19 protein-coding genes are annotated in these 23,992 nt (G+C 69.8%); 7 read left to right on the forward strand and 12 right to left on the reverse strand.

Features of this window, described 5'->3' with window-relative positions:
* On the forward strand, positions 1-1,542 hold the full coding sequence (locus ACTH43_RS02320) for a glycosyltransferase (RefSeq protein ID WP_441443311.1): 1,542 nt from the start codon (positions 1-3) through the stop codon (positions 1,540-1,542).
* On the opposite strand, the gene ACTH43_RS02325 is transcribed toward ACTH43_RS02320, so the two are convergent.
* Genes ACTH43_RS02325 through ACTH43_RS02335 form a run of 3 tightly spaced genes read right to left on the reverse strand, consistent with a single transcriptional unit; the run spans position 1,539 to position 6,726 of the window.
* Positions 1,539-3,638 (reverse strand): DUF6541 family protein, encoded by a 2,100-nt coding sequence (locus ACTH43_RS02325; protein ID WP_441443312.1) that lies wholly within the window; start codon positions 3,636-3,638, stop codon positions 1,539-1,541. The genes ACTH43_RS02320 and ACTH43_RS02325 overlap by 4 nt on opposite strands.
* Complete coding sequence (locus tag ACTH43_RS02330) at positions 3,635-5,320, reverse strand: hypothetical protein (RefSeq protein ID WP_441443313.1); 1,686 nt, start codon at positions 5,318-5,320, stop codon at positions 3,635-3,637. Before ACTH43_RS02330 ends, ACTH43_RS02325 begins: the two co-directional genes overlap by 4 nt.
* A gap of 41 nt (positions 5,321-5,361) precedes the next feature.
* Positions 5,362-6,726: a lipopolysaccharide biosynthesis protein gene (locus tag ACTH43_RS02335; protein WP_441443314.1), complete on the reverse strand. Its 1,365-nt coding sequence runs from the start codon at positions 6,724-6,726 to the stop codon at positions 5,362-5,364.
* A gap of 80 nt (positions 6,727-6,806) precedes the next feature.
* Between ACTH43_RS02335 and ACTH43_RS02340 the strand changes: the two genes are divergently transcribed.
* Complete coding sequence (locus ACTH43_RS02340) at positions 6,807-7,940, forward strand: glycosyltransferase family 4 protein (RefSeq protein ID WP_441443315.1); 1,134 nt, start codon at positions 6,807-6,809, stop codon at positions 7,938-7,940.
* A 73-nt stretch (positions 7,941-8,013) separates the two neighbouring features.
* On the opposite strand, the gene ACTH43_RS02345 is transcribed toward ACTH43_RS02340, so the two are convergent.
* The 9 genes from ACTH43_RS02345 to ACTH43_RS02385 all read right to left on the reverse strand — a co-directional run bounded on the left by ACTH43_RS02345 (position 8,014) and on the right by ACTH43_RS02385 (position 17,525).
* Positions 8,014-9,021 (reverse strand): Gfo/Idh/MocA family protein, encoded by a 1,008-nt coding sequence (locus tag ACTH43_RS02345; RefSeq protein WP_441443316.1) that lies wholly within the window; start codon positions 9,019-9,021, stop codon positions 8,014-8,016.
* Positions 9,018-10,127, reverse strand: coding sequence for a DegT/DnrJ/EryC1/StrS family aminotransferase (locus ACTH43_RS02350; RefSeq protein ID WP_441443317.1), 1,110 nt, complete (start codon positions 10,125-10,127; stop codon positions 9,018-9,020). Before ACTH43_RS02350 ends, ACTH43_RS02345 begins: the two co-directional genes overlap by 4 nt.
* The gene (locus ACTH43_RS02355; protein ID WP_441443318.1) at positions 10,124-10,810 is read right to left on the reverse strand and encodes an acyltransferase; all 687 of its coding nucleotides are present in this window, start codon (positions 10,808-10,810) and stop codon (positions 10,124-10,126) included. The genes ACTH43_RS02350 and ACTH43_RS02355 overlap by 4 nt, the downstream gene beginning before the upstream one ends.
* 113 nt (positions 10,811-10,923) lie before the next feature.
* Positions 10,924-11,442, reverse strand: coding sequence for a 5-(carboxyamino)imidazole ribonucleotide mutase (gene purE, locus ACTH43_RS02360; RefSeq protein ID WP_441443319.1), 519 nt, complete (start codon positions 11,440-11,442; stop codon positions 10,924-10,926).
* A complete protein-coding gene (locus ACTH43_RS02365) occupies positions 11,439-12,755 on the reverse strand; it encodes a 5-(carboxyamino)imidazole ribonucleotide synthase (RefSeq protein WP_441443320.1) in 1,317 nt (438 codons plus the stop codon). Before ACTH43_RS02365 ends, purE begins: the two co-directional genes overlap by 4 nt.
* An 18-nt stretch (positions 12,756-12,773) precedes the next feature.
* Positions 12,774-14,237 (reverse strand): ATP-binding protein, encoded by a 1,464-nt coding sequence (locus tag ACTH43_RS02370; RefSeq protein ID WP_441443321.1) that lies wholly within the window; start codon positions 14,235-14,237, stop codon positions 12,774-12,776.
* 3 nt (positions 14,238-14,240) lie between these two features.
* Complete coding sequence (locus ACTH43_RS02375) at positions 14,241-14,936, reverse strand: response regulator transcription factor (RefSeq protein WP_441443322.1); 696 nt, start codon at positions 14,934-14,936, stop codon at positions 14,241-14,243.
* Positions 14,937-15,077: 141 nt separating this feature from the next.
* Positions 15,078-16,322 (reverse strand): adenylate/guanylate cyclase domain-containing protein, encoded by a 1,245-nt coding sequence (locus ACTH43_RS02380; protein ID WP_441443323.1) that lies wholly within the window; start codon positions 16,320-16,322, stop codon positions 15,078-15,080.
* A 141-nt stretch (positions 16,323-16,463) separates the two neighbouring features.
* The gene (locus tag ACTH43_RS02385) at positions 16,464-17,525 is read right to left on the reverse strand and encodes a biotin--[acetyl-CoA-carboxylase] ligase (protein WP_441443324.1); all 1,062 of its coding nucleotides are present in this window, start codon (positions 17,523-17,525) and stop codon (positions 16,464-16,466) included.
* Between the two features lie 182 nt (positions 17,526-17,707).
* Here ACTH43_RS02385 and ACTH43_RS02390 point away from each other — a divergent pair, with 182 nt between their 5' ends.
* Genes ACTH43_RS02390 through ACTH43_RS02410 form a run of 5 tightly spaced genes read left to right on the forward strand, consistent with a single transcriptional unit; the run spans position 17,708 to position 23,901 of the window.
* Positions 17,708-19,297, forward strand: coding sequence for an acyl-CoA carboxylase subunit beta (locus tag ACTH43_RS02390; RefSeq protein ID WP_441443325.1), 1,590 nt, complete (start codon positions 17,708-17,710; stop codon positions 19,295-19,297).
* Positions 19,294-19,602, forward strand: a complete 309-nt coding sequence (locus tag ACTH43_RS02395) for a hypothetical protein (RefSeq protein ID WP_441443326.1) — start codon at positions 19,294-19,296, stop codon at positions 19,600-19,602. The genes ACTH43_RS02390 and ACTH43_RS02395 overlap by 4 nt, the downstream gene beginning before the upstream one ends.
* 40 nt (positions 19,603-19,642) lie before the next feature.
* The gene (locus tag ACTH43_RS02400) at positions 19,643-21,322 is read left to right on the forward strand and encodes a DUF885 domain-containing protein (protein WP_441443327.1); all 1,680 of its coding nucleotides are present in this window, start codon (positions 19,643-19,645) and stop codon (positions 21,320-21,322) included.
* On the forward strand, positions 21,319-22,065 hold the full coding sequence (locus tag ACTH43_RS02405) for a Maf family protein (protein ID WP_441443328.1): 747 nt from the start codon (positions 21,319-21,321) through the stop codon (positions 22,063-22,065). Before ACTH43_RS02400 ends, ACTH43_RS02405 begins: the two co-directional genes overlap by 4 nt.
* Before the next feature lie 54 nt (positions 22,066-22,119).
* Positions 22,120-23,901 carry an acetyl/propionyl/methylcrotonyl-CoA carboxylase subunit alpha gene (locus tag ACTH43_RS02410; protein ID WP_441443329.1) on the forward strand — a complete coding sequence of 594 codons (1,782 nt, stop codon included), beginning with the start codon at positions 22,120-22,122 and terminating at the stop codon, positions 23,899-23,901.
* Positions 23,902-23,992 lie beyond the last annotated feature (91 nt).

Genomic DNA, 23,992 nt, shown 5'->3' on the forward strand with positions numbered 1-23,992 from the left:
GTGTCCTCACTCCCCCGCGTCGATCAGATCACCGATTTCCTCCGGAACCGCTCCGTGCAGGTCCTCGGTTCTGCGAGCCCGATCGGAGGTGCAGGGCGTGCAGTGGCCGAGCGCGCTGGCGGCCGCGCCGGGCGCACCTTCACACGCAGTGCGCAGGCCTTCGCCGAACTTGAGGGCGGGCACCAGATCCCGTGGGATGACCTCCTCCCCCTGCTGACCGAGCTGCTGGCCCTGGCCGACAACGCCCTGGCGCGCGGCCGTCACCAGCAGAGTGTGACATGGACGAACCTGGCCATCCTGCTGGCCTATCACCGTTCCACGCATTACGGGCCCCTGCATTCACCGCTCGCGCTGCGCACCGACGAGTTCCTCGCGCCCTTCCGCGACTCCGCCGCCGGCAGGGCGATGCTGCTCGAGGCGGATCCCGCACCGGCCCCCACCGGGGGGACGCCACCACGCAGCAGAGGGGATGGCCAGCCGCTGCGCGTGCTGATCCTGTGCCATTCCTCCTGGACCTTCATCCGCCGCGTCGAGGAGGATCTCCACGAGCACGCGGGCATCGAGTTCCGCACCGTGGACGTCTCGCAGCTGCCGCTCGCGGAGCGCCCCACCCACGGGCTCGTGATGCGCCAGCGGAGCACCTGGAACCGCTCGGGCCGCCTCCATCCGGTGCCCGCCGCACTCGAGGAGCCACTCGCGTGGGCGGACACCGTCTTCGTCGAATGGGGGGTGCAGCCCTTCGCCTGGTTCAGCTTCCTGGATCTCTCGGCCCATCAGGTCAGGACCGTCGCCCGGATCCACCGCTTCGAATGCCTCACCCCGTACCCTCTGCTCGCCCGCGGTGGCGCCTATGACGCGATCGGCTTCGTCTCGCCTCCGCTCCGCACCATGCTGGAGGCCGTTTCCCCGCGCATCCGGCAGGCACCGCAGCGGCCCACCTTCCACAATGTGCACAGCCTCGAGGCCTTCGCCCCGGCAGAGGATCGCCGACGGTTCGAGCTGGTGCAGATCGGCTGGGCCGTCCCGACCAAGGACGTCGCGCTCTCCCTCGAGATGCTCCGCAGGCTCCGCGCCGAGGATCCGAGATACGTCCTGCGACTGGTCGGCCCCACTCTGGAGCAGACCGCCATCGCGAGCACGGCCTCCTGGGCACAGGACATCGCCGCACAGATCGAGGAGCTCGGCGAGGGGGTCATGGTGGACGGATACCGTTCCGATGTGCCCGAGCTCCTGGCTCGGACCGGCTTCATCCTGTCCTCCTCGGTGAGCGAGGGGACGCACGAGTCCGTCGCCGAGGCCGCCGCATCCGGCTGTGTGCCGGTGGTGCGCAACTGGCCCGAGATCGCTCCCTGGGGCGGCGCCGAGATGGTGTATCCCGCGGACTGGATCATCGAGGACGTCGAGTCCGCAGTGGACCGTATCCGATCCCTGAGCACTCCGGGCGCCTTCGACGCCGAGGCGGAGCGGGCCCGCGCCTGGATCCGGAGCTCCCGGCAGCCGGACGCGATCCGCGCCGATTACCTCTCGTTCCTCCAGGGCTAGGAACCGAGCTCCTCCACATAGGGCTGGATCCGCTTCTCGCGGTTCCACCAATCCTCACCCGGAGCCTCGACCGGCCCGCACGCATCGATCCGCCACAACCGGGCGTCGCCGCCCTCGTCGAGGAGCGTGAAGCCGTCGGAGGTGTCCACGGTGTAGAAGCCGGGCATCACCTCATCGCGCTCGCTGTAGTTGTACTCGTAGCTCACGTCCTGGTAGAAGTACCCGATCCCGTAGAACTCCAGGACCTCGCATACCCGTGGGTCGGTCTCGATCTCGTCGAAGTTCTCCATCAGGAAGATGCCGTCCTCATCGACATCACGCACGTTCATCTGGGTGAAGACCGACTCCACCTCCGCTCCGACCGGCAGATAGGCGACCCCGGATGCCGGATCGCCCACCACGACGGAGCCCTCAGGCAGGTCATCGCCGATCCTTTCGAGCAGAGCGGCCTCCTCCGCGGAGGCGACAGGCCGCGGAGACGTGGACCCCACACCGACCTGCCGTGCGCCACCCGTGGTGATGTATCCGGTGCCCAGCAGAGCCGCGCTGATCGCGCCCCAGGCCCAGACCTGTCGCAGCCGTATCGGCACCCTCCTCAGGCCGGACGGCGCGGCAGGCTCCCGCCCATGAGCCCAGAGCACCACCGCCGCGACGGCCAAGGGCAGTATCACCGCCTGGATCGCATAGAGCCGGAAGGTGTCGGCGTACCAGAGACCCGCGAGGGCTGAGAGGACCGGCACCGGGAAGTAGGAGCCGATGATGATCGCGATCTGGAGGGCCCATGCCCACACGATCCAGCGCTGGTCGCGGCGCCGCGAGAGAAGGGCGATGCCCACCAGCAGGAGGGGGATGTAGACCAGCGCAGTGAGGACGCCCGCGGGATTGGAGACGTCGGTCGGCCAGTTCGCGATCATGCTGACGCCCTTGAGCGTGACATCGTTCCATTGCGCGATGCTCTCCCGCATCAGGAAGCTGCGCACCTGATCCGGGACGAGCAGCAGGAGCACCACGACGATCACGACCGCGGCCAGAACGCTCGCCAGGATGGTGCGCGCCCGCGGCGACATGCTGCGTCGCACCACGCTGTGCGCCCTCGTCCCTTCGAGGATCAGCAGGGGAAGTACGATCATGACGAAGCTGAAGAAGACGGAGGGGTGTGTGCGCCCCAGCCCTCCGGCCGCGGCGAGCATGATCGTGAGGTCGAGCAGGAAGGTGGCGGGCCGGCGCCGGAACAGGCCCCAGCGGCAGCGGCGCAGGAACATGATGAGGACGACGAGCAGACCGGGGAGCATGGCCACCGCCAGCTCATTGGGCCAGAAGGACTTCGTGAACGCGAGACCGCCGGGGAAGGCCGGGAGGATGCCGGCGGCGATCGCGCCGACCGCGGTCGCGAGGAGCTGTCGCCGGAACACGATGCGCGCCAACAGGGCGCTGCTGACCACGAAGAGGATCGGCGTCACCAAGTAGGCGACCAGGTTGGCGGCCGGCACGATGCCCACCAGAGGCACGGCCAGGACGGTGATCGCATGCCAGACCGTCGGATAGGTCACGTGCCGCACCTGCACGCCGTAGGTGTAGTCCACGGCGGCGAACATCGAGACCGATCCGGTCTCTCCGATCGAATTGAGCACGTTGTAGTGGTACATGGGGTCCACCCGTGGGTTCGGCACGGCGGGGTCGATCATCAGCATCGTGGGGATCCACATGCTGGCCATGCCCAGCACCAGAGCGCCCGCCAGGATGAGGACGTGGGACCGGGAGAGCTGGAGCAGGTGACGCCTCACGGAGTGCCCGGTGGCATTTCGGCGCCAGCGCGCCTTCCTGCTCAGCAGGTACCGCAGGAGCAGCGCCACGCCCCAGAGCAGGAGCATCAGCACCAGGTAGGACAGGGCGTGGTATCGGAGACCGAGCGTGTGCAGCATGACTCCGCCGATGCCCAGCAGGCTCGCCGTCAGCAACGGCCCTCCGGCGAGCGCGACGCTCAGTCGGGTGCGGAGGATGACCAGCGCACCGACGCCGGGAAGGTAGAGGGCGAGCACGAGGAGCGCCGCGACGGGTAGCAGCGCCATCCAGTCCAGAACGAGCTGCAGAGTCATGCGCCGGGGCCACCCGTCAGCGTCTCCTGGACCGTACCGGCCCTGACGGCCCAGCTCTGCTCATGCCGCACTTCCTGCACCCGCTCGGTGCAGCGCTCGAGTTCCGCGGGATCGCGAAGGAGACGCTCCAGCAGCTCGATGATCGACTCCCTCTCGTAGGCAGCGGTGTACCCGATCTCGAGGCCCTCCACGATCTCGCCCGCGAGCGTGTGCTCAGAGGCGAGGGTCGGCTTGCCATAGCCGAGGTACTCGTACAGCTTCATCGGCACTGCGAATTTCCGATACTCGTTGGGCTCGACGAGCAGGAGGCACGCCGAGACTCCGTCGTAGAGCTCTGCGAGCTCGCCCGCATTGGCATGCACGACGTGCACCCGTTCGGTGAGCAGCGGGAGATAGCGCTCGCGATGCGCCTCCCACGCGGTGGGCGGGACCACCATCGTCAGGCTCACCTTCTCGACCCGCTGCAGTGCGGCCAGGCACTCGTCGATCTCATGGCCCGGCCCGACCCCGCCGATATACAGCAGGTGCAGACCCTGCCCCGGCTCGGCATCCCGGATCTGCGCCCCCGGCGGCAGCTCGGTGCACCGCGATTCCGGCGCGGGGATGACCGGCCCCATCGACTTCGACGGCAGGAAGAAGTGCGCATCGAACGCTCGCAGAGCCAGGAGGTCGAAGCGGTATCCGGCCTGCATCACCAGGCGTCGCAAGGGTGCGACGCTCGCCTGCTTCTCGGGGTAGCGCCAGTACACATCACGATAGAACTGGCCGAAGGGGATGCCAGCTCGTGAGCACCACGCCAGCAGCAGCGCCTCCAGAACCGGGGAGATCCCGTGAAAAGCACTCGTGGACAGCAGATTCGGCTGGGTCGAGTTCTCCGAGTACACGAAGGAGAGTTCCTGCCCTGCCCGGCGGCGACGTCGCAGATCCGCGAAGTCGCGGCGGCGCTGCACAGGATCCCCGGTCATGAGATGGACGCGGTGGCCGTTCGCCTTGAACGCCTCGAGCATCATGTTCGGACGCTGCCGACTCGCGGTCGTCGGTGAGGGGGCGAGGACATAGGGGGCATGGAAGACCATTCGCGGACCGACGGCCGTCGCAAGTGCCCGCTGCGAGAGCGCATCGAGTGCGGCGGCCCACTCCTCCCGGTTCTCTGCGGCGAGGGTCTCCAGATGGGGCAGCACCCAATGGCGCCGCAGCTGAACCCCGACATCCGGGGTCGCGGCCACTGCGACGGCCTCCAGGAGCGCATGGCCGAGGATCTCCCTGTCGCGCCGGCCGCTCGGCACGGTGTCGTGCTCCTCCGCGGCGACGATGAGGTGCGGGATCCCGGAGAGCACCGAGAGGACCTGCGCCGCGCTCGCCGCAGGAAGCTGTGCCTCGGCCACAACCAGGTCGGGACGGAGGAAGCCCTGAGCACGCAACGCGCGGGGCAGCACCCGCCGGAGCACTCCCGGCAGCTGGCCACGGAGGGGGCCGCTCAGCAGCGGAACCTGGACGCCCAGCACCTCGATGCCGGCGTCCGTCGACAGCTGCGGGGCCGAGCGAGCCCGTCGCAGCAGCGGCGCAGCACGCAGATGGAGGACAGCGACCTCGTTGCCCTGGGCCTGCAGCGCGCGGGCCCGCTCGATGACGGACGCCAAGGAGAGCGGCCCGGCGGAGTCCGTTCGAGCAGCAGTGATCATGAGGATGCGCATAGAGCAGCCCTTCTGACGGTTCTTGTCTGTCATGACGCGTGCGCCGCTTCGTGAGGGCGTGCATCGAAACGGCGCGCCGCCACCAGCGCCATGCCGAGCAGGCCGACCAGCAGCAGGGCCATGACCCCACCGACGATTGTCAGGGTAGTGACGAGCGGCAGAGTGGAGAAGTACAGCAGGCTCAGCGGCGCGGCGGCGAACACGATCGAGAATCCGAGCAGCCAGATCTGGTTCTCCGTCACCACGAAGAGCGTCGAGATCGGGGAGGTCACCAACTGCATGGCCAGCCATGGTGTCAGTGCTCGCGCGATCTCGCCGGAGAGATCCCATTGCGATCCGAACACGAGCAGGAAGAACCATGGCGAGACGAGGTAGATCAGCCCGAACGGGACGATGGAGATCAGGATGGCGCGGATCATCGTGGCTTTCACCAGGGGGTACATCTCGCCGGGCTTCACCGTGGACATCTTCTGGAAGAAGACCTGGGAGATCGCGCCGTTCATGAGCCCGATCGGCACCTGCAAGATGCTCCAGGCACGGCTGAACTGGCCCACCGAATCCAGTGCCACCAGGCCGATCATCAGCGGGATCCCGTTCAGCCGGATACCGTCGATCAGTGCGTTGGGCAGATTCAGCAGCGGCATCTTCTTGTAGCGCCGCAGGAGATCCAGGCTGCTCGGGGTGTCCTCCGGGATCGGTGCGAGCAGCTCCTGGGACTTCCGCCGCAGATTGAAGAACGCGAACGCGGGTCCGATCGCCGTGCCGATGATGAGCCCGGGCAGCGTGGTGAAGCCCGCGAGGCCGGCGGTCACCTGCCCACCGCTGGACCCGGCCATCTGCTGGATGCGGTTCCGCGAGATCGTGCGGTAGTCCTTCTTGCGGTTGAACCAGTACTGGAGCACCGTCACCTGAGCCAGGAAGAAGATGGAGAGGCCCACCAAGGGCATCCAGATCGCGAGCTCCCGGCTCCCGTAGATGTCCACGATGAGGTCATGGAGCAGGAACGCCGCAAGAGATGCCCCAGCGGCGAAGAACACGTTCGAGACGGTCCCGATCTTCGCGATGCGGCGCGCCGAGTCGTCGTTGTCAGGCAGCACGATGGTCAGATCCATGCGCAGCGAGGCGATGGTCGCAACGATCGACACGATCGATCCGTAGATCGCGAACTGGCCGAAGGTCTCCGGGGTGAAGAGTCGTGCCGTGATCATCGAGGCGCCCAGCGCGATCATCTGAGCGATCGCGGTCCCCGAGGCGAGCGTGGCGATGTGCCGGAGCGTGGGGTACTTCTGCATCAGACGCTGGAAGCGGTCGACGAGCCAGCCCTTCTTCGCCATCAGGTCGCCCCCTCCACGTCGATCGGCCGGGGCAGGGCCGTCGGTTCTGAACATCGCCATGCTAGGCGACGGTCTCGGTAGGATCAGGACGCCTGCCGCGCACCGAGGGCAGATGTGACCAAGAAGAGACGAGGCCGGGATTGACCACGACGCATGAGAGCGCGCACGTCGCGCTCACCACCGCTCTGCTGGCGATCCCCCCTACCTACTTCGTCACCGCGCACGCCGAGGCACTCCTCCGCCGCCGCGCGCCATATCGCTTCCATGCCGTGCCGCTCGCGGCCTCGATCGAACCGGGAGAGACGGTCATCCCCGCCACGGCCGCCCTCGACCTTCCCGTCTCCTACCGCGCCCGCGCCTCACTCGCCAAGCTGGCGATGCCGCTCCAGACCGCGGTGCTGATGCGACTGCAGCCTGATCTGATCCATCAGCACCATGGGACCTGGAGCAGCGGCGCGATCCGGGCGGCCAGGGCGATGGGCACCCCCCTGGTCACCACCTTGCACGGGACCGATGTCGTCCATGCAGGTCGTGTGGGGCCGCGCGGGCTCCAGCGGGTCCACGCGCGCGAGGTGCGTCGCGCCTTCGAGCATTCGCAGCTGCTGCTCGCTGTGAGCGACCATCAGCGCAGGCTGGCTGTCTCCGCCGGTGCGTCGTCCGAGCATCTCCATGTCCATTACCAGGGCATCGATACCGACTTCTTCACCCCTGCCCCGGCGGCCGACACGGAGGATCGACCCGCGCGCCTCCTCTATGTCGGCGGCCTGATCCCGCAGAAGCGTGTCGACCTCGTGATCCGTGCCTCCCAGGAGCTCTCACGAGATGTTCCCCACGAGCTGGTCATCCTCGGCGAGGGGCCCCTGCGCCGGACGCTCGAGGAACAGGCTGCGGGCAGCGCTCACATCCGCTTCGCAGGGCGCACCGATCGTGACGGGGTGCGCGAGCACATGCGTCGGTCCGACGTGCTCCTCCTGCTGTCCCACAGCGAGGGGGCCGGGCTGGTGATCCTCGAGGCGCAGTCCTGCGGGATGGCCGCGGTCGTCAGCGGCGACGATGGCAAGGCGGAGATGGTGGACGATGGAGTCACCGGAGCGGTCCTCAGCGCAGATCCGCAGCCGGCAGACGTCGCCCAGGCGCTGCGCCAGTGGCTTCCGGACGGGCCGGCGATGCGGGCGCAGATCGGTGAGGCTGCCCGGAGCTTCGTGATCCGTGACCGCAGCGTGGATGCAGGAGCCGCAGCGCTGGCAGAGCACTACGGCACCCTTCTGCGCTGACGCATATGAGCAGCGAGGCCGTCCCGGAACGGATGCGTTCCGGGACGGCCTCGCGGCTATGTGTCGGGTCGACTCAGAGTTCGACGACCTTCGCGTTCTCCGCGCTCTCGAGCACGGCTTCGACGGTGCGGACGGTGTGCAGGCCCTCGCGCATCGTGACGATGTTCGAGGTGTCCCCGTTGATCGCGTCGCGGAAGGCCTGGTGCTCGGTCGCGAGCGGCTCGTGGCGCTGCAGTGCGTAGGTGATCGAGTCACCCTCGCTGACCCCCCGGAACGACGCCATCGACTCCCACATGTTCGTCGCCGCGTCAGCATTCGCATGGAAGGTGAGATCTGCGTTCAAGGTGTCACCCACCAGCGCGCCCTTCTCCCCTGTCACGACGGTGACCCGCTCCTTGAACGGCGTCAGCCAGTTCACCAGGTGATTGGTGATGGTGCCGTCCGCCAGCCGGCCCGCGACCGAGACCATGTCCTCGTCCTCACGGCCCGAGCGACGAGTCGAGGTCGCCGCGACCGAAGCGTACGGCGACTGCGCGACCCAGGCGGTGAGGTCCAGGTCATGGGTGGCGAGGTCCTTCACCACCCCGACGTCCGCGATCCGGGCCGGGAACCCGCCCTGCCGGCGGGTGACGATCTGGTAGATCTCCCCCAGCTGTCCCTCGGCGATCCGCCGACGCATCTCCTGCAGCGCAGGGTTGTACCGCTCGATGTAGCCCACCGCTCCGACCAGGCCAGCCTGCTCGAACGCGGCGGTGATCTCCTCGGCCTCGCCGATGTCGAAGGCCAGCGGCTTCTCCACCAGGGTGTGCACGCCCGCCTCCGCGAGCGCGATCGCGACATCGCGGTGGAACTGGGTGGGCACCGCCACCACTGCATAGTCGATACCGGCGGCGATCAGCGCCTCCACATCCGGGAGCACCTCCAGCCCGGGCGCCGCACCATGGGGATCGCCGTGGGCATCCGCCGCTGCAACCAGCTCCACGCCCTCCAGCGCGCGGAGGTTCCGCGCGTGATGGCGCCCCATCATCCCCAGCCCGATCAGCCCGGCTCGCAGCGGCTTCTTCCTGCCCAGCATGCTCATGCCCCCGCCTTCGCCACAGTGTTCACAGCCGCCACGATCCGCTCCCGATCCAGCTCCGAGATGCTCGGATGCACCGGCAACGACAGCACCTCCTCCGCCAACATCTCCGTCACCGGCAGATCGACCTCAGTCTTGAACGTCTCCAGGCGATGCACCGGGGTCGGGTAGTACACCCCGCAGCCCACCTTGTGCTCCTCCCGCAGAGCAGCCGCGAAGGCATCCCGCTCCGCCGCCGTCGCGCCCTCGATCCGGATCGTGTACTGGTGATACACATGCGTCGCACCCTCACGCACCACCGGCGTCACCACACCGGTCAGATTCGCATCGAAGAACCGTGCGTTCTCCTGCCGCGTCGCCGTCCACGCCGGAAGCTTGCCCAGCTGGACCCGCCCGATGGCCGCATGGATATCCGTCATCCGGTTGTTGAACCCGGCGACCTCGTTCGCGTACTGCTTCTCCATCCCCTGGTTGCGCAGCAGCCTCACCTGACGCGCGATCTCCGGCGTGGCGCAGGAGACCATCCCACCCTCCCCCGAGGTCATGTTCTTCGTGGGATACAGCGAGTACATCCCACCCTGCCCGAAGGTGCCCACCTGGGCACCCTGCCAGGTCGCGCCATGGGCCTGCGCCGCATCCTCGAACACCCACAGACCATGCTTCGCCGCGATCGCCAGGATCTGGTCCATCGGCGCGGGATGCCCATACAGGTGCACCGGCTGGATCCCGACCGTCCGCTCCGTGACCGCCGCCTCGATCGCCGCGGGATCCACCGTGAACGTCTCCGGATCCACATCCACGAACACCGGGACACCGCCCGACACAGCCACCGTGTTCGCCGTCGCCGCGAAGGTGAACGACGGCACGATCACCTCATCACCGGGCTTCAGGCCCAGCGCCAGCATCCCCAGATGCTGACCCGAGGTGCCCGAGTTCACCGCCACCACCTCACGGCCACCCGCCAGCGCGGCGGAGAACTCCTGCTCGAACGCCGCGACCTCCGGTCCCTGCGCCACCATGCCCGAGGCCAGCACGCGATCCACTGCGTCCCGCTCCTCCTGGCCGATGATCGGCTTCGCCGGCGGGATCATCGTGAGTTCGCTGTTCATGCGGGGAGTCCATCCTGTCCATCGGGGTCGGTGAGGGTGGCCGGGCGCGGCGCGTCGGCCAAGGGTGAGGAGGCGAGCAGCAGCCCGCCGGTGGAGTCATCGTGGATGTACCACTCGCCCGTGGTGGGGCATATCCAGGCATCGGTCCCGTCGGAGGAAGGGATCAGCTTCTCGCCGGAGCGGCCCACCCAGCCGAGGCGCCGGGCCGGAACGCCCGCCACCAGCGCGTGCGGGGGGACGTCCTTGACCACGGTGGCGCCCGCGGCGACCATCGCCCAGGCACCGATGGTCACCGGAGCCACGCAGACGGCGCGGGCTCCGATCGAGGCGCCGGTCTCGCAGGTCACGCCGACGGGCTCCCAGTCGGAGGCGGACTTCGGGGTGAGATCCGGGTTGACCGCTCGCGGGAAGTGGTCGTTGGTGAACACTGCGGCGGGGCCGACGAAGACGCCGTCGGCGAGCTTCGCGGGCTCGTACACCAGCGCATAGTTCTGGACCTTGCAGCCGTTGCCCATCTGCACCCCGGAGCCGATGTAGGCACCGCGGCCGATCACGCAGTCCGTCCCGAGCCGGGCGCCCTCGCGCACCTGGGCAAGATGCCAGACGGAGCTGCCGTCGCCGATGGTCGCGTCGTCCGAGATGTCGGCCCCCGGGGCGACCCGGTAGGCAGGGGTATCGCTCATGGAGCCGACGATACCGCGAGCACTGGCCGATGATCGGGAGGAACGCCCTGCGATGCAGCGTGATGGGAGAACGTGCACACGATCCTCACCGCGTTCTCACCTGGCGGGCTGAGTCACCGCGAGGCGCGCAGCTTCTCCCCCTTGGCGAGCGCGACCTCTCGCAGCTCCGCCTGGAAGGCGATCATCCGCTCCCGGAGGCGCTCCGCTTCCTGATCAGCGCCGGCGGCGAGGATCCGGGCCGCGAGCAGTCCGGCGTTGCGCGCTCCGCCGATGGAGACGGTCGCGACCGGCACCCCGGCGGGCATCTGCACGATCGACAGCAGGGAGTCCATGCCGTCGAGATGCTTCAGCGGCACTGGCACCCCGATCACGGGCAGGGGGGTGAGGGAGGCGAGCATGCCGGGCAGGTGGGCGGCGCCGCCTGCTCCGGCGATCACCACCCGCAGCCCGCGCTCGGCGGCGCTGCGGCCCCAGGTGACCATGTCCTCGGGCATCCGGTGGGCGGAGATCACCTCGACGGTGGCTCCGATCTCGAACTCGGCGAGCGCCTCCTCCGCGGCTTTCATCACCGGGTAGTCGGAGTCGGAGCCCATCACGATGCCGACCAGCGGGCGGAGGGTGTTCTCGGTCATCGGGTCTCTCCTGAGGTCTCGACAGTGAGGGGCGCGCCGGTGGCGGGCACTGCGGTGGCGGGCGCGCCTGTGGCAGGCGCTGCGGTGACGGGCGCGGGCCCGTCGATGATCAGTCGTTCGGCCCGGTGGGCGCGCTCGAGCAACTCGTCCGCGTCCGTGCCGGTGAGGGTGACGTGCCCGATCTTGCGACCGGGTCGCACGGACTTGCCGTAGAGGTGGATCTTCAGCTCCGGATCGGCGGCGAGCGCGGCGTGTGCGCCGGGGGCGAGGTCCTCGGCAGCACCGGCGAGCAGGTTCACCATCACCGAGACCGGTGCGACCGGGGTGGTGGCGCCGAGGGGCAGATCGGCGACCGCTCGCAGGTGCTGCTCGAACTGGCCGGTGATGGCGCCGTCCATGGACCAGTGGCCGGTGTTGTGGGGACGCATGGCGAGTTCGTTGACCAGCACCTGACCGTCGGCCGTCTCGAACAGCTCGACAGCGAGCATGCCGGTGACCCGGAGGTCTTCCGCGATGGCGAGCGCGAGGGCCTGGATCTGCTGCTGGCCCTCCGCATCGAGGCCGGGCGCGGGTGCGACCACCTCGTAGCAGACCCCGTCCTTCTGCACCGACTGGACCACGGGGTAGGCCACGGCCTCTCCTCCGGGGCGCCGTGCGACCTGGGCGGAGAGCTCGCGGGTGAAGGGCACCAGCTCCTCGGCGAGCAGTTCGCCGTGCTCGGCGAGCCAGTCCTGGGCCTGGTCGGCGCTCTCGATGATCCTCACCCCGTGGGCGTCGTAGCCGCCGCGGGGGGTCTTGATCACGATCCGGCCATCGCTCTCGGCGAGCGCGTTCTCCAGGTCCGCCACGGAGCTGATCCGCCACCAGCGCGGGCAGGGGTGGCCCAGCGCGGTGAGTCGCTCGCGCATCACCAGCTTGTCCTGGGCGTGGAGGAGAGCCGCAGGGCCGGGCCGGACCGCGGCGAGCCCGGCACCCTCGATGCGTTCGAGGATCTGTGTGGGCACGTGCTCGTGGTCGAAGGTGATCACGTCGACCTCGGCGGCCAGGTCACTGACCGCCTGCTCGTCGTCATGCCGACCGATCCGGACCTCGGCGGCGACGGCCGCAGCGCTCTCCGCAGGGTCAGTGGCCAGCACCGGCGTGGTGAGGCCCAGCTCGATCGCGGGGCCGATAATCATCCGGGCCAGCTGCCCGGCGCCGATGAGGCCGACGCTGCGGGCACCCGTCGGGCTCTCGGGGGTGGCCGCGGCATCGGGGGCGGCTGCCGTAGTGGGAGCAGTGGTCTGCTCTGGGCGGGGCGGGGTGATCGGCACGGCGGCCAGTGTACGAGGTCAGCTGCGTGAGCGCGGGCGGCGCCGGACCACGGACCCCTGGGGGAGGGAATCGAGGTCGTCCCCACCGGAGCGCTGCCGCTGTGCGGCGCTGGGCGTCATGTCGGCGCGGACCCCGCGGGCGGCCTTCGCGAGCCGTCCGCCGCGATGCTCGCGAGGGGCTCTCGCGCCCCGGCCGCTGCGCTTCTCCTCGACGTCGTCCTCGCCGCCATCGTCACCGGGTGCGGAGATCAGGAACACGCCGAAGGTGGTGGGGCTCTCGGTGAGCAGCTCGAGGCGCCCGCCGTCGTCCTCGACCAGGGTGCGTGCGAGCGCGAGCCCCACGCCGGTGCCGCTCGAGCTCCGCCCGGAGACGGCGCGCTCGAAGATCCGGGCGCCGAGCTCGGGATCGATGCCACCACCCTCGTCGGAGACCTCGACCACGGTCGAGTGATCGTTGCGGCGCACCTTCACGGTGGTGCGCCCGGCGCCGTGGGCGAGTGCGTTCTCCACCAGGGTGGCGATCACCTGGGTGAGCGGACCGGTCGATCCCCAGACTGCGGCGCTGCGCGGGACCTGCACCCGCAGCTCCCGGTGGGCACGCCGGTACGCCGGGGACCACTCCTCGCTCTGCTGGGTGAGCACGTTGCGCAGCTCGACCACGCCGGGGGTGCGGCGTTGGGAGGAGCGCGGGGCGTTGATGAGGTCGTGCACCACCTCGGTGAGGCGGTCGATCTGCTCGAGGGAGATGCGGGCCTCCTCGCGCACCCACTCCTCGGAGCTGGTCGCGAGGATCTCGTCCAGGCGCATCGACAGCGCGGTCAGCGGGGTGCGCAGCTGATGGGAGGCGTCGGAGGCCAGCCGGCTCTCCGCCTCGAGGCGTTCGTTGAGCATCGCGCCGGAGCGGGCGAGCTCCTCGGCGACGTCGTCGATCTCGGCGATCCCGGAGGCGTGCCAGGGGCCGCGGGAGCGACCGGAGCCCATCTCTTCGGCGCGCTGGCTCAGCCGGGCCAGCGGCATCGAGATCCGTTGCGCCTGCCACAGCGCCACGGAGACGCCGATGGAGAGCGCTGCGAGTCCGGCGACGGTGATCAGCACCCAGGCGCTGGCGGTGTGCGCGCGCACGTCGGACTCCGGGATGTACACGGCGACCGACTGTCCGGAGGCGCCGTTGGTGGTGACCCTCTCCGACTTGCCCTCCGGGGGGTCACCGGCGGTGTAGGTGGTGCCGTCGTGGGTCACCGTGATCGCGATGTTGAGGTCCGTCTGCGCGTCGACATGGCGCTGGAGCAGCGCATCGTCGATCTCGAGGCCCTCCTGGAGCCGTGCCTCGGTGTCGATGCGCACGAGGTCGACGATCTGGTTAGCCTGGTTGGTGAGGCTCTGCCGTGCCAGCGTCAGCCACGAGTAACCCAGCGGGATGCCGAGCATGAGCACGGCCAGGAGCACGGTGATGATGGTGGCCTGCAGCACTCGCTGCCGCACCGGTCAGCTCTCCGCGCCGGTCTCGAAGCGGAAGCCCACTCCCCTCACCGTGGTGATCCGGCGGGGATCGGTGGCGTCGTCGCCGAGCTTGCGACGCAGCCAGGAGACGTGCATGTCCAGAGTCTTGGTGGAGCCCCACCATTCGGCGCCCCACACCTCGCGCATCAGATCGTCGCGGGTGACGACGCTGCCGGACTCCCGCACCAGCACGGTCAGCAGGTCGTACTCCTTGGCGGAGAGGCTCAGCTCCTCGCCGTCGGCGTAGGCGCGGCGGGCGGAGACATCGAGCATCACCCCGTTGACATCGAAGCTGTCACCGGAGTCCTCCATCGCCTGGGAGCGCCGCATGAGGGCCCGGATACGGGCCTGGAGCTCGCCGAGGCGGAAGGGTTTGGTGACGTAGTCGTCGGCGCCGGCGTCGAGGCCCACCACCGCGTCGACCTCGTCGGCGCGGGCGGTGAGGATCAGGATCGGAGACTCGAGCCCGCCCTTCCGCAGTCGACGGGCGACCTCGAGACCGTCGAGGTCCGGCAGCCCGAGATCGAGGATGACCAGGTCGATCGGCTCGGGTCCCGCCGCGATCGCGAGCGCGTCCATCCCCCGTGATGCGCGGGTCACGGTGTAGCCCTCCCGGTCCAGTGCGCGGGAGAGTGGTTCGGCGATGGCCGAGTCGTCCTCGACGAGTAGCAGTCGTGTCACGCGTTCCATCCTACGACGATGCCGGCAGGGGCCGCCCGACCCGGGGTGCGGGCCGGGCGCCTGGCCATCATCCCAGCTCCCCTCACAGCGCTGTCGCGAGCACGGCGGGCCCGGGTTCCCGCGCCGACCAGGGGCGGCGGCTCACAGGCCCATGTCCAAGGGCGTCGAGCGGTCGCGTCGCATCTCCTGGACGTGCACGTTGCCGATCCCGTGGAGCTCGACCTCTTCACCGTCGGAGAGCGCGAACCCGCCGGGCAGTGCCTGGCTCACCGCCGCGGCAGTGTCCGCATCGACCAGCACGGATCCCGGCCGCGCCACGGACTCCATGCGTGCGGCGAGGTTGACGGTGGGGCCGAACACGTCCCCGTATCGGGAGAACATCGATCCCCAGGCCAGTCCCACCCGCACCGGCGGAAGGTCGGGCGAGGCGGTGATGGTCTCGGCGAGGCTGACTGCGATCTGGGCGCCGTCCTCGGGCGTGTCGGCGAGGAACATGATCTCGTCGCCCACCGTCTTGACCACCCTGCCACCGCCTACAGAGATGAGGTCCCGGCTCACCGACTCGAAGCGGCCGACCATGTCGGCCAGCTCGGCACCGGGCAGATCCTGGGCGAGGCGGGTGAACTGGACCAGGTCCGCGAAGCCGATGGCTCGGTGGAGCGGGAACAGCTCATCGGTGTCGCGGTGCAGGACCTCGCTGCCGGCACGGGCCGCATAGGCGGCGAGCTGCCGCCGGAAGGTGAACATCACCTGAGATTCGAAGACTTCCAGCAGCTCCGGGATCGAGTCGAGCATCTGCTGACGGGCCTGGGCGTCGTCGAGGCCGTCGGCATACTTCGCCTCGTCCACGAGGGCCTCGGTGATCCACATCGCCAGTCGGCCCATGTGGAAGCCCAGTCCGCGGGAGATGCTCGCGAAGGCTCTCTCCGTGATCACCCCCTCCTCGACGATCGCGGCGAGATCACCGATCGCGTAGGCGTCCTCCTCGGTGAAGACGACGGTGTCCTCGTCCACCGGGGTGAAGCCCAGCGAGCGCCAGTACACGGAGGTGAGGCGTTCGGGGATGTCCTGCTGATCGGCGAGATCCCGGCGCGAGTACTTGCGCGGGCCCTGCAGCAGCACCTTCTCGAGGGCGCCGACGCTGCGGCGCACAGCGGCGAAGCGCTTGTTGAGGTCGAGGATCTCCCGATCATCCAGCGAGGCCTGTCCCGAGCCGGACTCCGAGAGGTCCGGCAGCTCCGCAGTCTCCACCGGGACGCTCTCCACGGGGATGTCCTCCAGAGGGATCTTCTCGACCGGCATGTTCTCGACAGGCATGTTCTCCACGGGGGCGCTCTCCACAGGCTGGTTCTCCACAGGCTGGTTCTCCACGGGCTCGTTCTCCACCGGGATGGCTCCTTGCGGCACCGACGAAGGCTCACGGGGAGCGGCGCTCCGCTCCTGTCCCGCGATGCGCTTCAGGTCTTCCATGCCTCCGGTCACGTGACGTGCTCCTCCTGCTCGATGTCCTTCAAGTTCTGACTGTGGTCACGGGGACTGCCCGGGCCTCAGATGCCTCACATCACCGACATCCACGGCCACCTGCCCGACGCCTTTGCGATCGACGACCAGCCTGCCGGAGCCGTCCACCTTCGTGGCGAGGCCGTGCCAGGAGCTCGATCGATCTCCCCCCGTGTCAAGATCCCCCAACGGATCGATGCGCACATGACGCCCCAATGTGAGGCACGTCATAGTGTAGCGGTCGTGGGTCCCTGAGCGGACGCCGTCTCCCCCTGTGGACTCGAGGCGAGCGAGCTCCTGAGCGAGCGCCGTCACCAGCGATCTCTCGAGCCGCTCCCGCAGCTCCTCATCATGCAGGCCATCCGGCAGGTCTTCCGGCAGGACAGTGCTGCCTGACACCCTCGTCGGGCGCAGACCGCCCGCTCCCCGCAGCCAGGCCGCGCCGGGCACGACGGTGCCGTCCTGCTGACGCACCGGCCCGCGCAGGTTCAGACCGATGCCGACCAGCACCGATTGCGCCCCGCGCCCTTCGACCAGGATCCCCCCGAGCTTCCGACCATCCGCCGTGTGCAGGTCATTGGGCCACTTGAGGCCGATCTCCTCAGTCGCCCGCAGGCCGAGCACCTCGCTGAGGGCGGAGACCGCGGCCAGCCCGGCTGCCAGTGGGAACCACCCGCGGGCGGCGGGTGCCAGGTCGCTGCGGTGGGCGTAGGTGAGGGACAGGCTGGACCCCTCGGGGCTCGCGAAGGCTCGGCCGAGACGCCCCCGGCCGGCCGTCTGCCGGCGGGCGGTGAGCGCGAAGGGCGGCGCCAGCCCCTCGGTCAGGCGGCGCGCCGCCTCGTCCTGGGTCGAGGTGACCGTGCCCTCCCGCAGGATGGCGGGCTGCGCCTCTGCGGGCGGCCGCGCGGCTGCGGGCGGCTGCGCGACTGCGGGCGTTTGCGCAGCGGGCGTTTGCGTAGCTGCGGCGGGCTCCGCGCCTGCAGGGGGCTGCGCGGCTGCGGGGGGCTGCGCGGCTGCCGGGGTCTGCGCCGCCGCCGGGTCTCGCGACCCGGAGCTGCCGGGCCCCGCTGCGCCGGCTGTGCTCGTCATACCGCTCCTCGTCGTGCCGCTCATCCTGCCCCCTGGTGTGCACCTCGCTGATCTCCGAGCCGCCGCGCACGCAGGTGCCGTCTGCAGGCGTGAGCGACCGCCGTCGGACCTCCGTAGCGTAGTATCCCGATGTCCATCCGCCGGATCACTACGCGGCCTTGCAGGCCGCAGCAGGAGGCTCCGTGACCGACGCTCCGCGGCCGCTCACCACCGCCCAGCGACTCGAGGACCTGCGCGAGCGTGACGCCGCTGCGGTCTCCGCCGCCGATGAGCTCGCGGTCCAGAAGCAGCATGCCCGGGGCAAGAAGACCGCCCGGGAACGGATCTCAGACCTGCTGGATGACGGCTCCTTCGTGGAGACTGACCGCTTCGTGCGCCATCAGGCCCGCAGCTTCGGGATCGATGCCAAGCGACCTGCCGGGGACGGCATCGTCACGGGCTACGGCACGATCGATGGCCGCCAGGTGTGCGTGTACTCACAGGACTTCACCGTCTTCGGTGGCTCCCTCGGCGAGGCCCATGGTCGCAAGATCCAGAAGATCCAGGACCTCGCGCTGAGCACCGGCGTGCCGATCATCGGCATCCTCGACGGCGGCGGCGCCCGCATCCAGGAGGGTGTGGCCTCGCTCGCGATGTTCGCCGGGATCTTCAAGCGCAACACCCGCGCCTCCGGAGTGATCCCTCAGATCTCGCTGATCATGGGCCCGGCCGCCGGCGGCGCCGTGTACTCCCCGGCGCTGACGGACATCATCGTGATGGTCGAGAAGACCTCCCACATGTTCATCACCGGCCCCGACGTGATCCGCACGGTCACCGGGGAGGACGTCGGCTTCGAGGAGCTCGGCGGCGCGCGCACCCACTCCTCCCGCTCGGGAGTCGCCCACTACATGGCGCCCGACGAGGCCGAGGCCATCGAGTACGTCAAGGACCTGCTCAGCTACCTCCCGGCCAACACACTGAGCCCCGCTCCCTCCTTCCCGGTGCGCTTCGAGCAGGACCACACCCCGGCGGACACCGCCCTGGACGCCCTGGTGCCGGATTCGCCGAACCAGCCGTACGACATGCTCACGGTGCTGCGGGCAGTGCTCGACGACGAGGAGTTCCTCGAGGTCCAGCCGCTGTTCGCTCGCAACATCCTGGTGGGCTTCGGCCGCGTCGAGGGACACAGCGTGGGCATCATCGCCAACCAGCCCTCGCACCTGGCAGGCACCCTGGACATCGACGCCTCCGAGAAGGCGGCGCGCTTCGTGCGGCTGTGCGATGCGAACAACATCCCGGTGCTGACCTTCGTGGACGTGCCCGGGTTCCTCCCCGGCACCGATCAGGAGTACGGCGGGATCATCCGCCGCGGCGCGAAGCTGCTGTACGCCTATGCCGAGGCGACGGTCCCGCTGATCACCGTGATCACCCGCAAGGCCTACGGCGGCGCGTACATCGTGATGGGTTCGAAGGAGCTCGGCGCGGACATCAACCTCGCCTGGCCCACCGCACAGATCGCTGTGATGGGCTCCCAGGGCGCGGTGAACATCCTCCACCGGGGCGATCTGCGCCAGGTGGCCGAGCAGGGCGGGGACGTCGAGTCCGAGCGTAAGCGCTTCGAGGCCGAGTACGACGAGCAGTTCGCCAACCCGTACACCGCCGCCGAGCGCGGCTGGATCGACGGCGTGATCCGTCCCGCCGACACCCGGCTGGAGGTGGCCCGGGCGCTGCGCGCGCTGCGCACCAAGCGGGACACCCTGCCCACCAAGAAGCACGGGAACATCCCGCTGTGACAGCCCCGCAGACCACGACGGACCCTGCCGGCAACCAGCAGGGAGGCCCCCCCGGCACCAGCCCGGTGCGTCCCTCGGATGTCCGACTCGTGCAGGGATACCTACGCGACGACGAGCTCGCCGCGATCGCGGTGGTGATCTCCGCAATGAGCGTCACCAGCCGCCTGGAGGCTGAGGAGCGCACCCTCGCCGAAGGCCAGGGCGCGGGCGCCGGCGCGTGGGCCGACCCCGTGCACGGCCATCCCCGTGCCCACGGTCTGAGGGGTCTGCCCTCCCCCGCAGCCTGGCAGTTCTCGGATCGCTGAACCGGCTGAACCGGTCGCGCTCCGCACTAGACTGCGGCGCATGCCTGAGCCTGCTTCCGCCGCCCCCGTGCGCACTGCCTCCGCCCTGGACCGACTGGCCGACGAGTACGTCGAGCTGAGCGCCCGTCTGGACCCTTTCCTCGCCACCTCGCTCGGCATCTCCGGGTACGACACCGAGGTCACCGACTACTCCCCGGCCGCTGTCGATGAGCGCACGGAGGCCGCGCGGACCCTGTTATCGCGAGTCGCGGAGATCCCCGACCAGGACGCGGTGGACACCGTCACCCGCGCCGCACTCAACGAGCGGCTGGGCCTCGAGATCGAGCGCGCCGAGCAGCGGCTGGACATCTCGGCCGTCAACAACCTCGCCTCCCCGCTGCAGTCCCGCGATGTGCTCGATCAGATGCCCACCGAGACTGCCGCCGACTGGCATGACATCGCCCAGCGCATGCAGGCGATGCCGCACACGCTGAGCACCTGGGTCCAGTCGCTGCAGGAGGCCGCGAGCCACGGCGTCGTCTCCTCCCGCCGCCAGCTCCTGCTCGGAGCGGAGCAGGCGCGCGGCTACGCCGCCGAGGACGGCTTCTTCGCCGGCTTCGCCCGGGATGCCGTGGGCGACGACACCCAGCGCGCACGGGTCGCGGAGGCGGCGGGCACCGCCGCCCGCGGCTATCTCGACCTCGCGGACCAGCTGGAGGCGCTCGCCCCGCGCGCCCCCGAGCGCGACGCCGTCGGGCGAGACGCCTACGCCCTGGCCTCCCGTACCTTCCTGGGGACCGACATCGACATCGACGAGACCTACGCCTGGGGCATCGAGGAGCTGCGCTCCGTGGTCGCCGAACAGGAGGAGGTCGCCGAGCGCATCAACGCCCGTGCCGGCACCGGCGGAGGTCGCTCAGTGGCCGCGGCCAAAGCCGCTCTGAACGCCGACCCGAGCCGGATCCTCCACGGCACCGAGGAGCTGCGCAGCTGGATGCAGGACCTCAGCGACCGCGCGATCGAGGACCTCGCCGGTACCCACTTCGACATCCCTGAGCCCCTGCGCCGGCTCGAATGCAGAATCGCCCGCACCGGCTCCGGCGGCATCTACTACACCGGCCCCAGCGAGGACCTCACCCGCCCCGGCCGAATGTGGTGGGACGTCCCGACCGGAACCACCGAGTTCCACACCTGGCTGGAGACCACGACCGTCTACCACGAGGGGGTCCCCGGGCATCACCTGCAGGTCGGCACACAGACCCTCCAGGCGAGCACGCTGAACCGCTGGCGCGCGATGATGTGCTGGGTCTCCGGCCACGGCGAGGGCTGGGCCCTCTATGCGGAGCGGCTGATGGACCAGCTCGGCCATCTCTCCGATGACGGCGACCGGCTGGGGATGCTCGATGCACAGCGCCTGCGCGCAGGCCGGGTGGTGCTGGACATCGGCCTGCACTGCGGGCTGTCGATGCCGGACGGGCTCGCCGGCTCCGCGGGAGGTGCCTGGAGCTTCGAGAAGGCCTGGGACTTCATAAGCGCCCACTGGGGCGTGACCGAGGCCGAGCAGCGCTTCGAGCTCAACCGCTACCTGGGATGGCCCGGTCAGGCCCCCTCCTACAAGATCGGGCAACGGGTCTGGGAGCAGCTGCGGGCCGCGACGAGCGAGCCCGCCCGAGATTTCCACCGACGTGCCCTGCAGCTGGGCAGCCTGCCCCTGTCCGTCCTCGAGGAGGCCCTGCGATGACCCACTCCGATCCCCAGCCCGAGAACGACGTGCTCTCGCCGTCCGATCACGATCCGCTGCTGCTGCTCGCCTCCGCCTCGGCGGGACGGCGCGCCACCCTCCGCGCCGCCCGCATCGAGCACACTGCGATGCCGGTCGACCTCGATGAGGAGGCGATCCTCGCCGGCGCTCGCGAACGGGCTGCCGCATCCGGCGATCCGGAGGATCAGCTCACCGCGGAGGAGGAGGTGCTGCTGCTGGCTCGGGAGAAGGCCCTCGCGGCAACCGCCCGCAGCGAGGGCGGCTATGTGGTGCTGGGCTGCGACTCGATGCTCGAGCTGGACGGCGAGGTGATCGGCAAGCCGTTGACCGCGGAGCGCGCGCGGGAGCGCTGGCAGGCCATGCGCGGGCGCTCCGCGGTGCTCCACTCCGGGCATTGGATGGTCGACGACCGCGACGAGGAGGACGGCGGCACCGGCGCGACCTTCGGCGCGACGGCGAGCTGCCAGATCAGCTTCGCCGCGCTCAGCGACGAGGAGATCGACGCCTACATCGCCACCGGTGAGCCGCTCGGGGTGGCCGGCGGCTTCACCCTCGACGGTGTGGGAGGCCCCTTCATCGAGCGCGTCGACGGCGACCCGCACGCCGTCGTCGGCCTCTCCCTGCCGCTGCTGCGCAGGATGCTGGACGAGATCGGCCTGGGCGTGCACCAGCTGTGGGGCGAGATCTCCGTCGGCGGCCCTGCGGGCCCTGGCGCCGTCTGAACGCCCGCGGTACTAGACTCGGCCACTGCTGACTCCCGGAAGGAACCCTCCCCAATGCCCGCACGCTCCTCCAAGCCCCGCCCCCTGTCCACGGTGCTCATCGCCAACCGTGGAGAGATCGCGGTGCGGGTCGCACGGGCCTGCCGGGACGCCGGGCTCCGCTCCGTCGCCGTCTACGCCGATCCCGACCGTGACGCTCTGCACACGCAGATCGCTGACGAGGCCTACGCGCTGGGCGGCAGCACCGCCGCCAGCTCCTACCTGGTCGTCGACAAGATCCTGGACATCGCGAAGCGCTCCGGCGCCGACGCGGTCCATCCCGGCTACGGCTTCCTCTCCGAGCGCGCCGATTTCGCGCAGGCGGTGATCGACGCCGGGCTGACCTGGATCGGCCCGCCCCCCTCCGCCATCGAGAAGCTCGGCGACAAGGTCTCCGCCCGGCACATCGCGCAGAAGGCCGGGGCTCCGCTGGTCGCCGGTACCAAGGACCCGGTGCAGAACTCCGACGAAGTCGTCGACTTCGCCCGCGAGCACGGCCTGCCGATCGCGATCAAAGCAGCATTCGGCGGCGGCGGGCGCGGGCTGAAGGTGGCGCGCGAGGAGTCCGAGGTGCGCGAGCTGTTCGACTCGGCAGTGCGTGAGGCCGTCTCCGCCTTCGGCCGCGGGGAGTGCTTCGTCGAGCGCTTCCTGGACTCCCCCCGCCACGTCGAGACCCAGTGCCTGGCGGACATGCACGGCAACGTCCAGGTGGTCTCCACCCGTGACTGCTCGCTGCAGCGCCGCCACCAGAAGCTGGTCGAGGAAGCACCTGCGCCGTTCCTCAGCGACCAGCAGAATGCCCAGCTGATCTCCTCCTCGAAGGCGATCATGCGGGAGGCGGGCTATGTCGGTGCCGGCACCTGCGAGTTCCTGGTCGGCAAGGACGGCACCATCTCCTTCCTCGAGGTCAACACCCGGCTCCAGGTCGAGCATCCGGTGACCGAGGAGATCGCAGGCGTGGATCTGGTGCGCGAGCAGCTGCGCATCGCCGCGGGCGAGCGCATCAGCGACCAGGATCCTGTGGTGCGCGGGCACTCCTTCGAGTTCCGGATCAACGGCGAGGACCCGGGCCGCGGCTTCATGCCGGCTCCCGGCAGGATCCAGCGCTTCGACGCGCCCTCGGGCCCGGGCGTCCGGGTCGAGACGGGGGTCCGTACCGGGGACGAGGTCTCCGGTGCCTTCGACTCGATGCTGGCCAAGCTCATCGTCACCGGAGCCACCCGCCAGGAGGCGCTCGAGCGCTCCCGCCGCGCGCTCGCGGAGTTCACGATCGAAGGGATTCCGACGGTCCTCCCCTTCCACCGCAAGGTGGTCGAGGACCCGGCCTTCGCTCCCGAGGATCCCGAGCAGGCCTTCACCGTGCACACCACCTGGATCGAGTCCGCCTTCGACAACGATCTGCCGGCCGCACCGCTGCCCACTCAGCCTGAGGAGGCGGAGGATCGCGAGGCCGTGGTGGTCGAGGTCGACGGGCGCCGGGTCGAAATCAGCCTTCCCGCTTCGCTGCGTGCACCGCAGGCAGCGGTGCGCCAGCGTCGCAAGCGTCAGCACCGGGCTTCCGGTGACGGCACCGCTGCCAGCGGCAACAGCGTCTCCGCGCCGATGCAGGGGACGATCGTGAAGGTCGTCGCCGAGGAGGGGCAGACGGTCTCCGACGGCGATCTGCTCGTGGTGCTCGAGGCCATGAAGATGGAGCAGCCCATCTCCGCGCACCGCTCCGGCGTCGTCAAGGGTCTGAATGCGGAGATCGGCGCCACGGTCTCGGCAGGCGCCGTGCTCTGCCAGATCGACGACTGACACCCCCACCCCGCGCAGTCCACCGCTGCCCGCGAGTCATGAGCGCCCTGCTTCCGTCGGTGGAAGCAGGGCGCTCGTGACTCTGGGGCAG

It is taken from the genome of Brachybacterium sp. (genome assembly GCF_052095815.1).
GTDB lineage: Bacteria > Actinomycetota > Actinomycetes > Actinomycetales > Dermabacteraceae > Brachybacterium.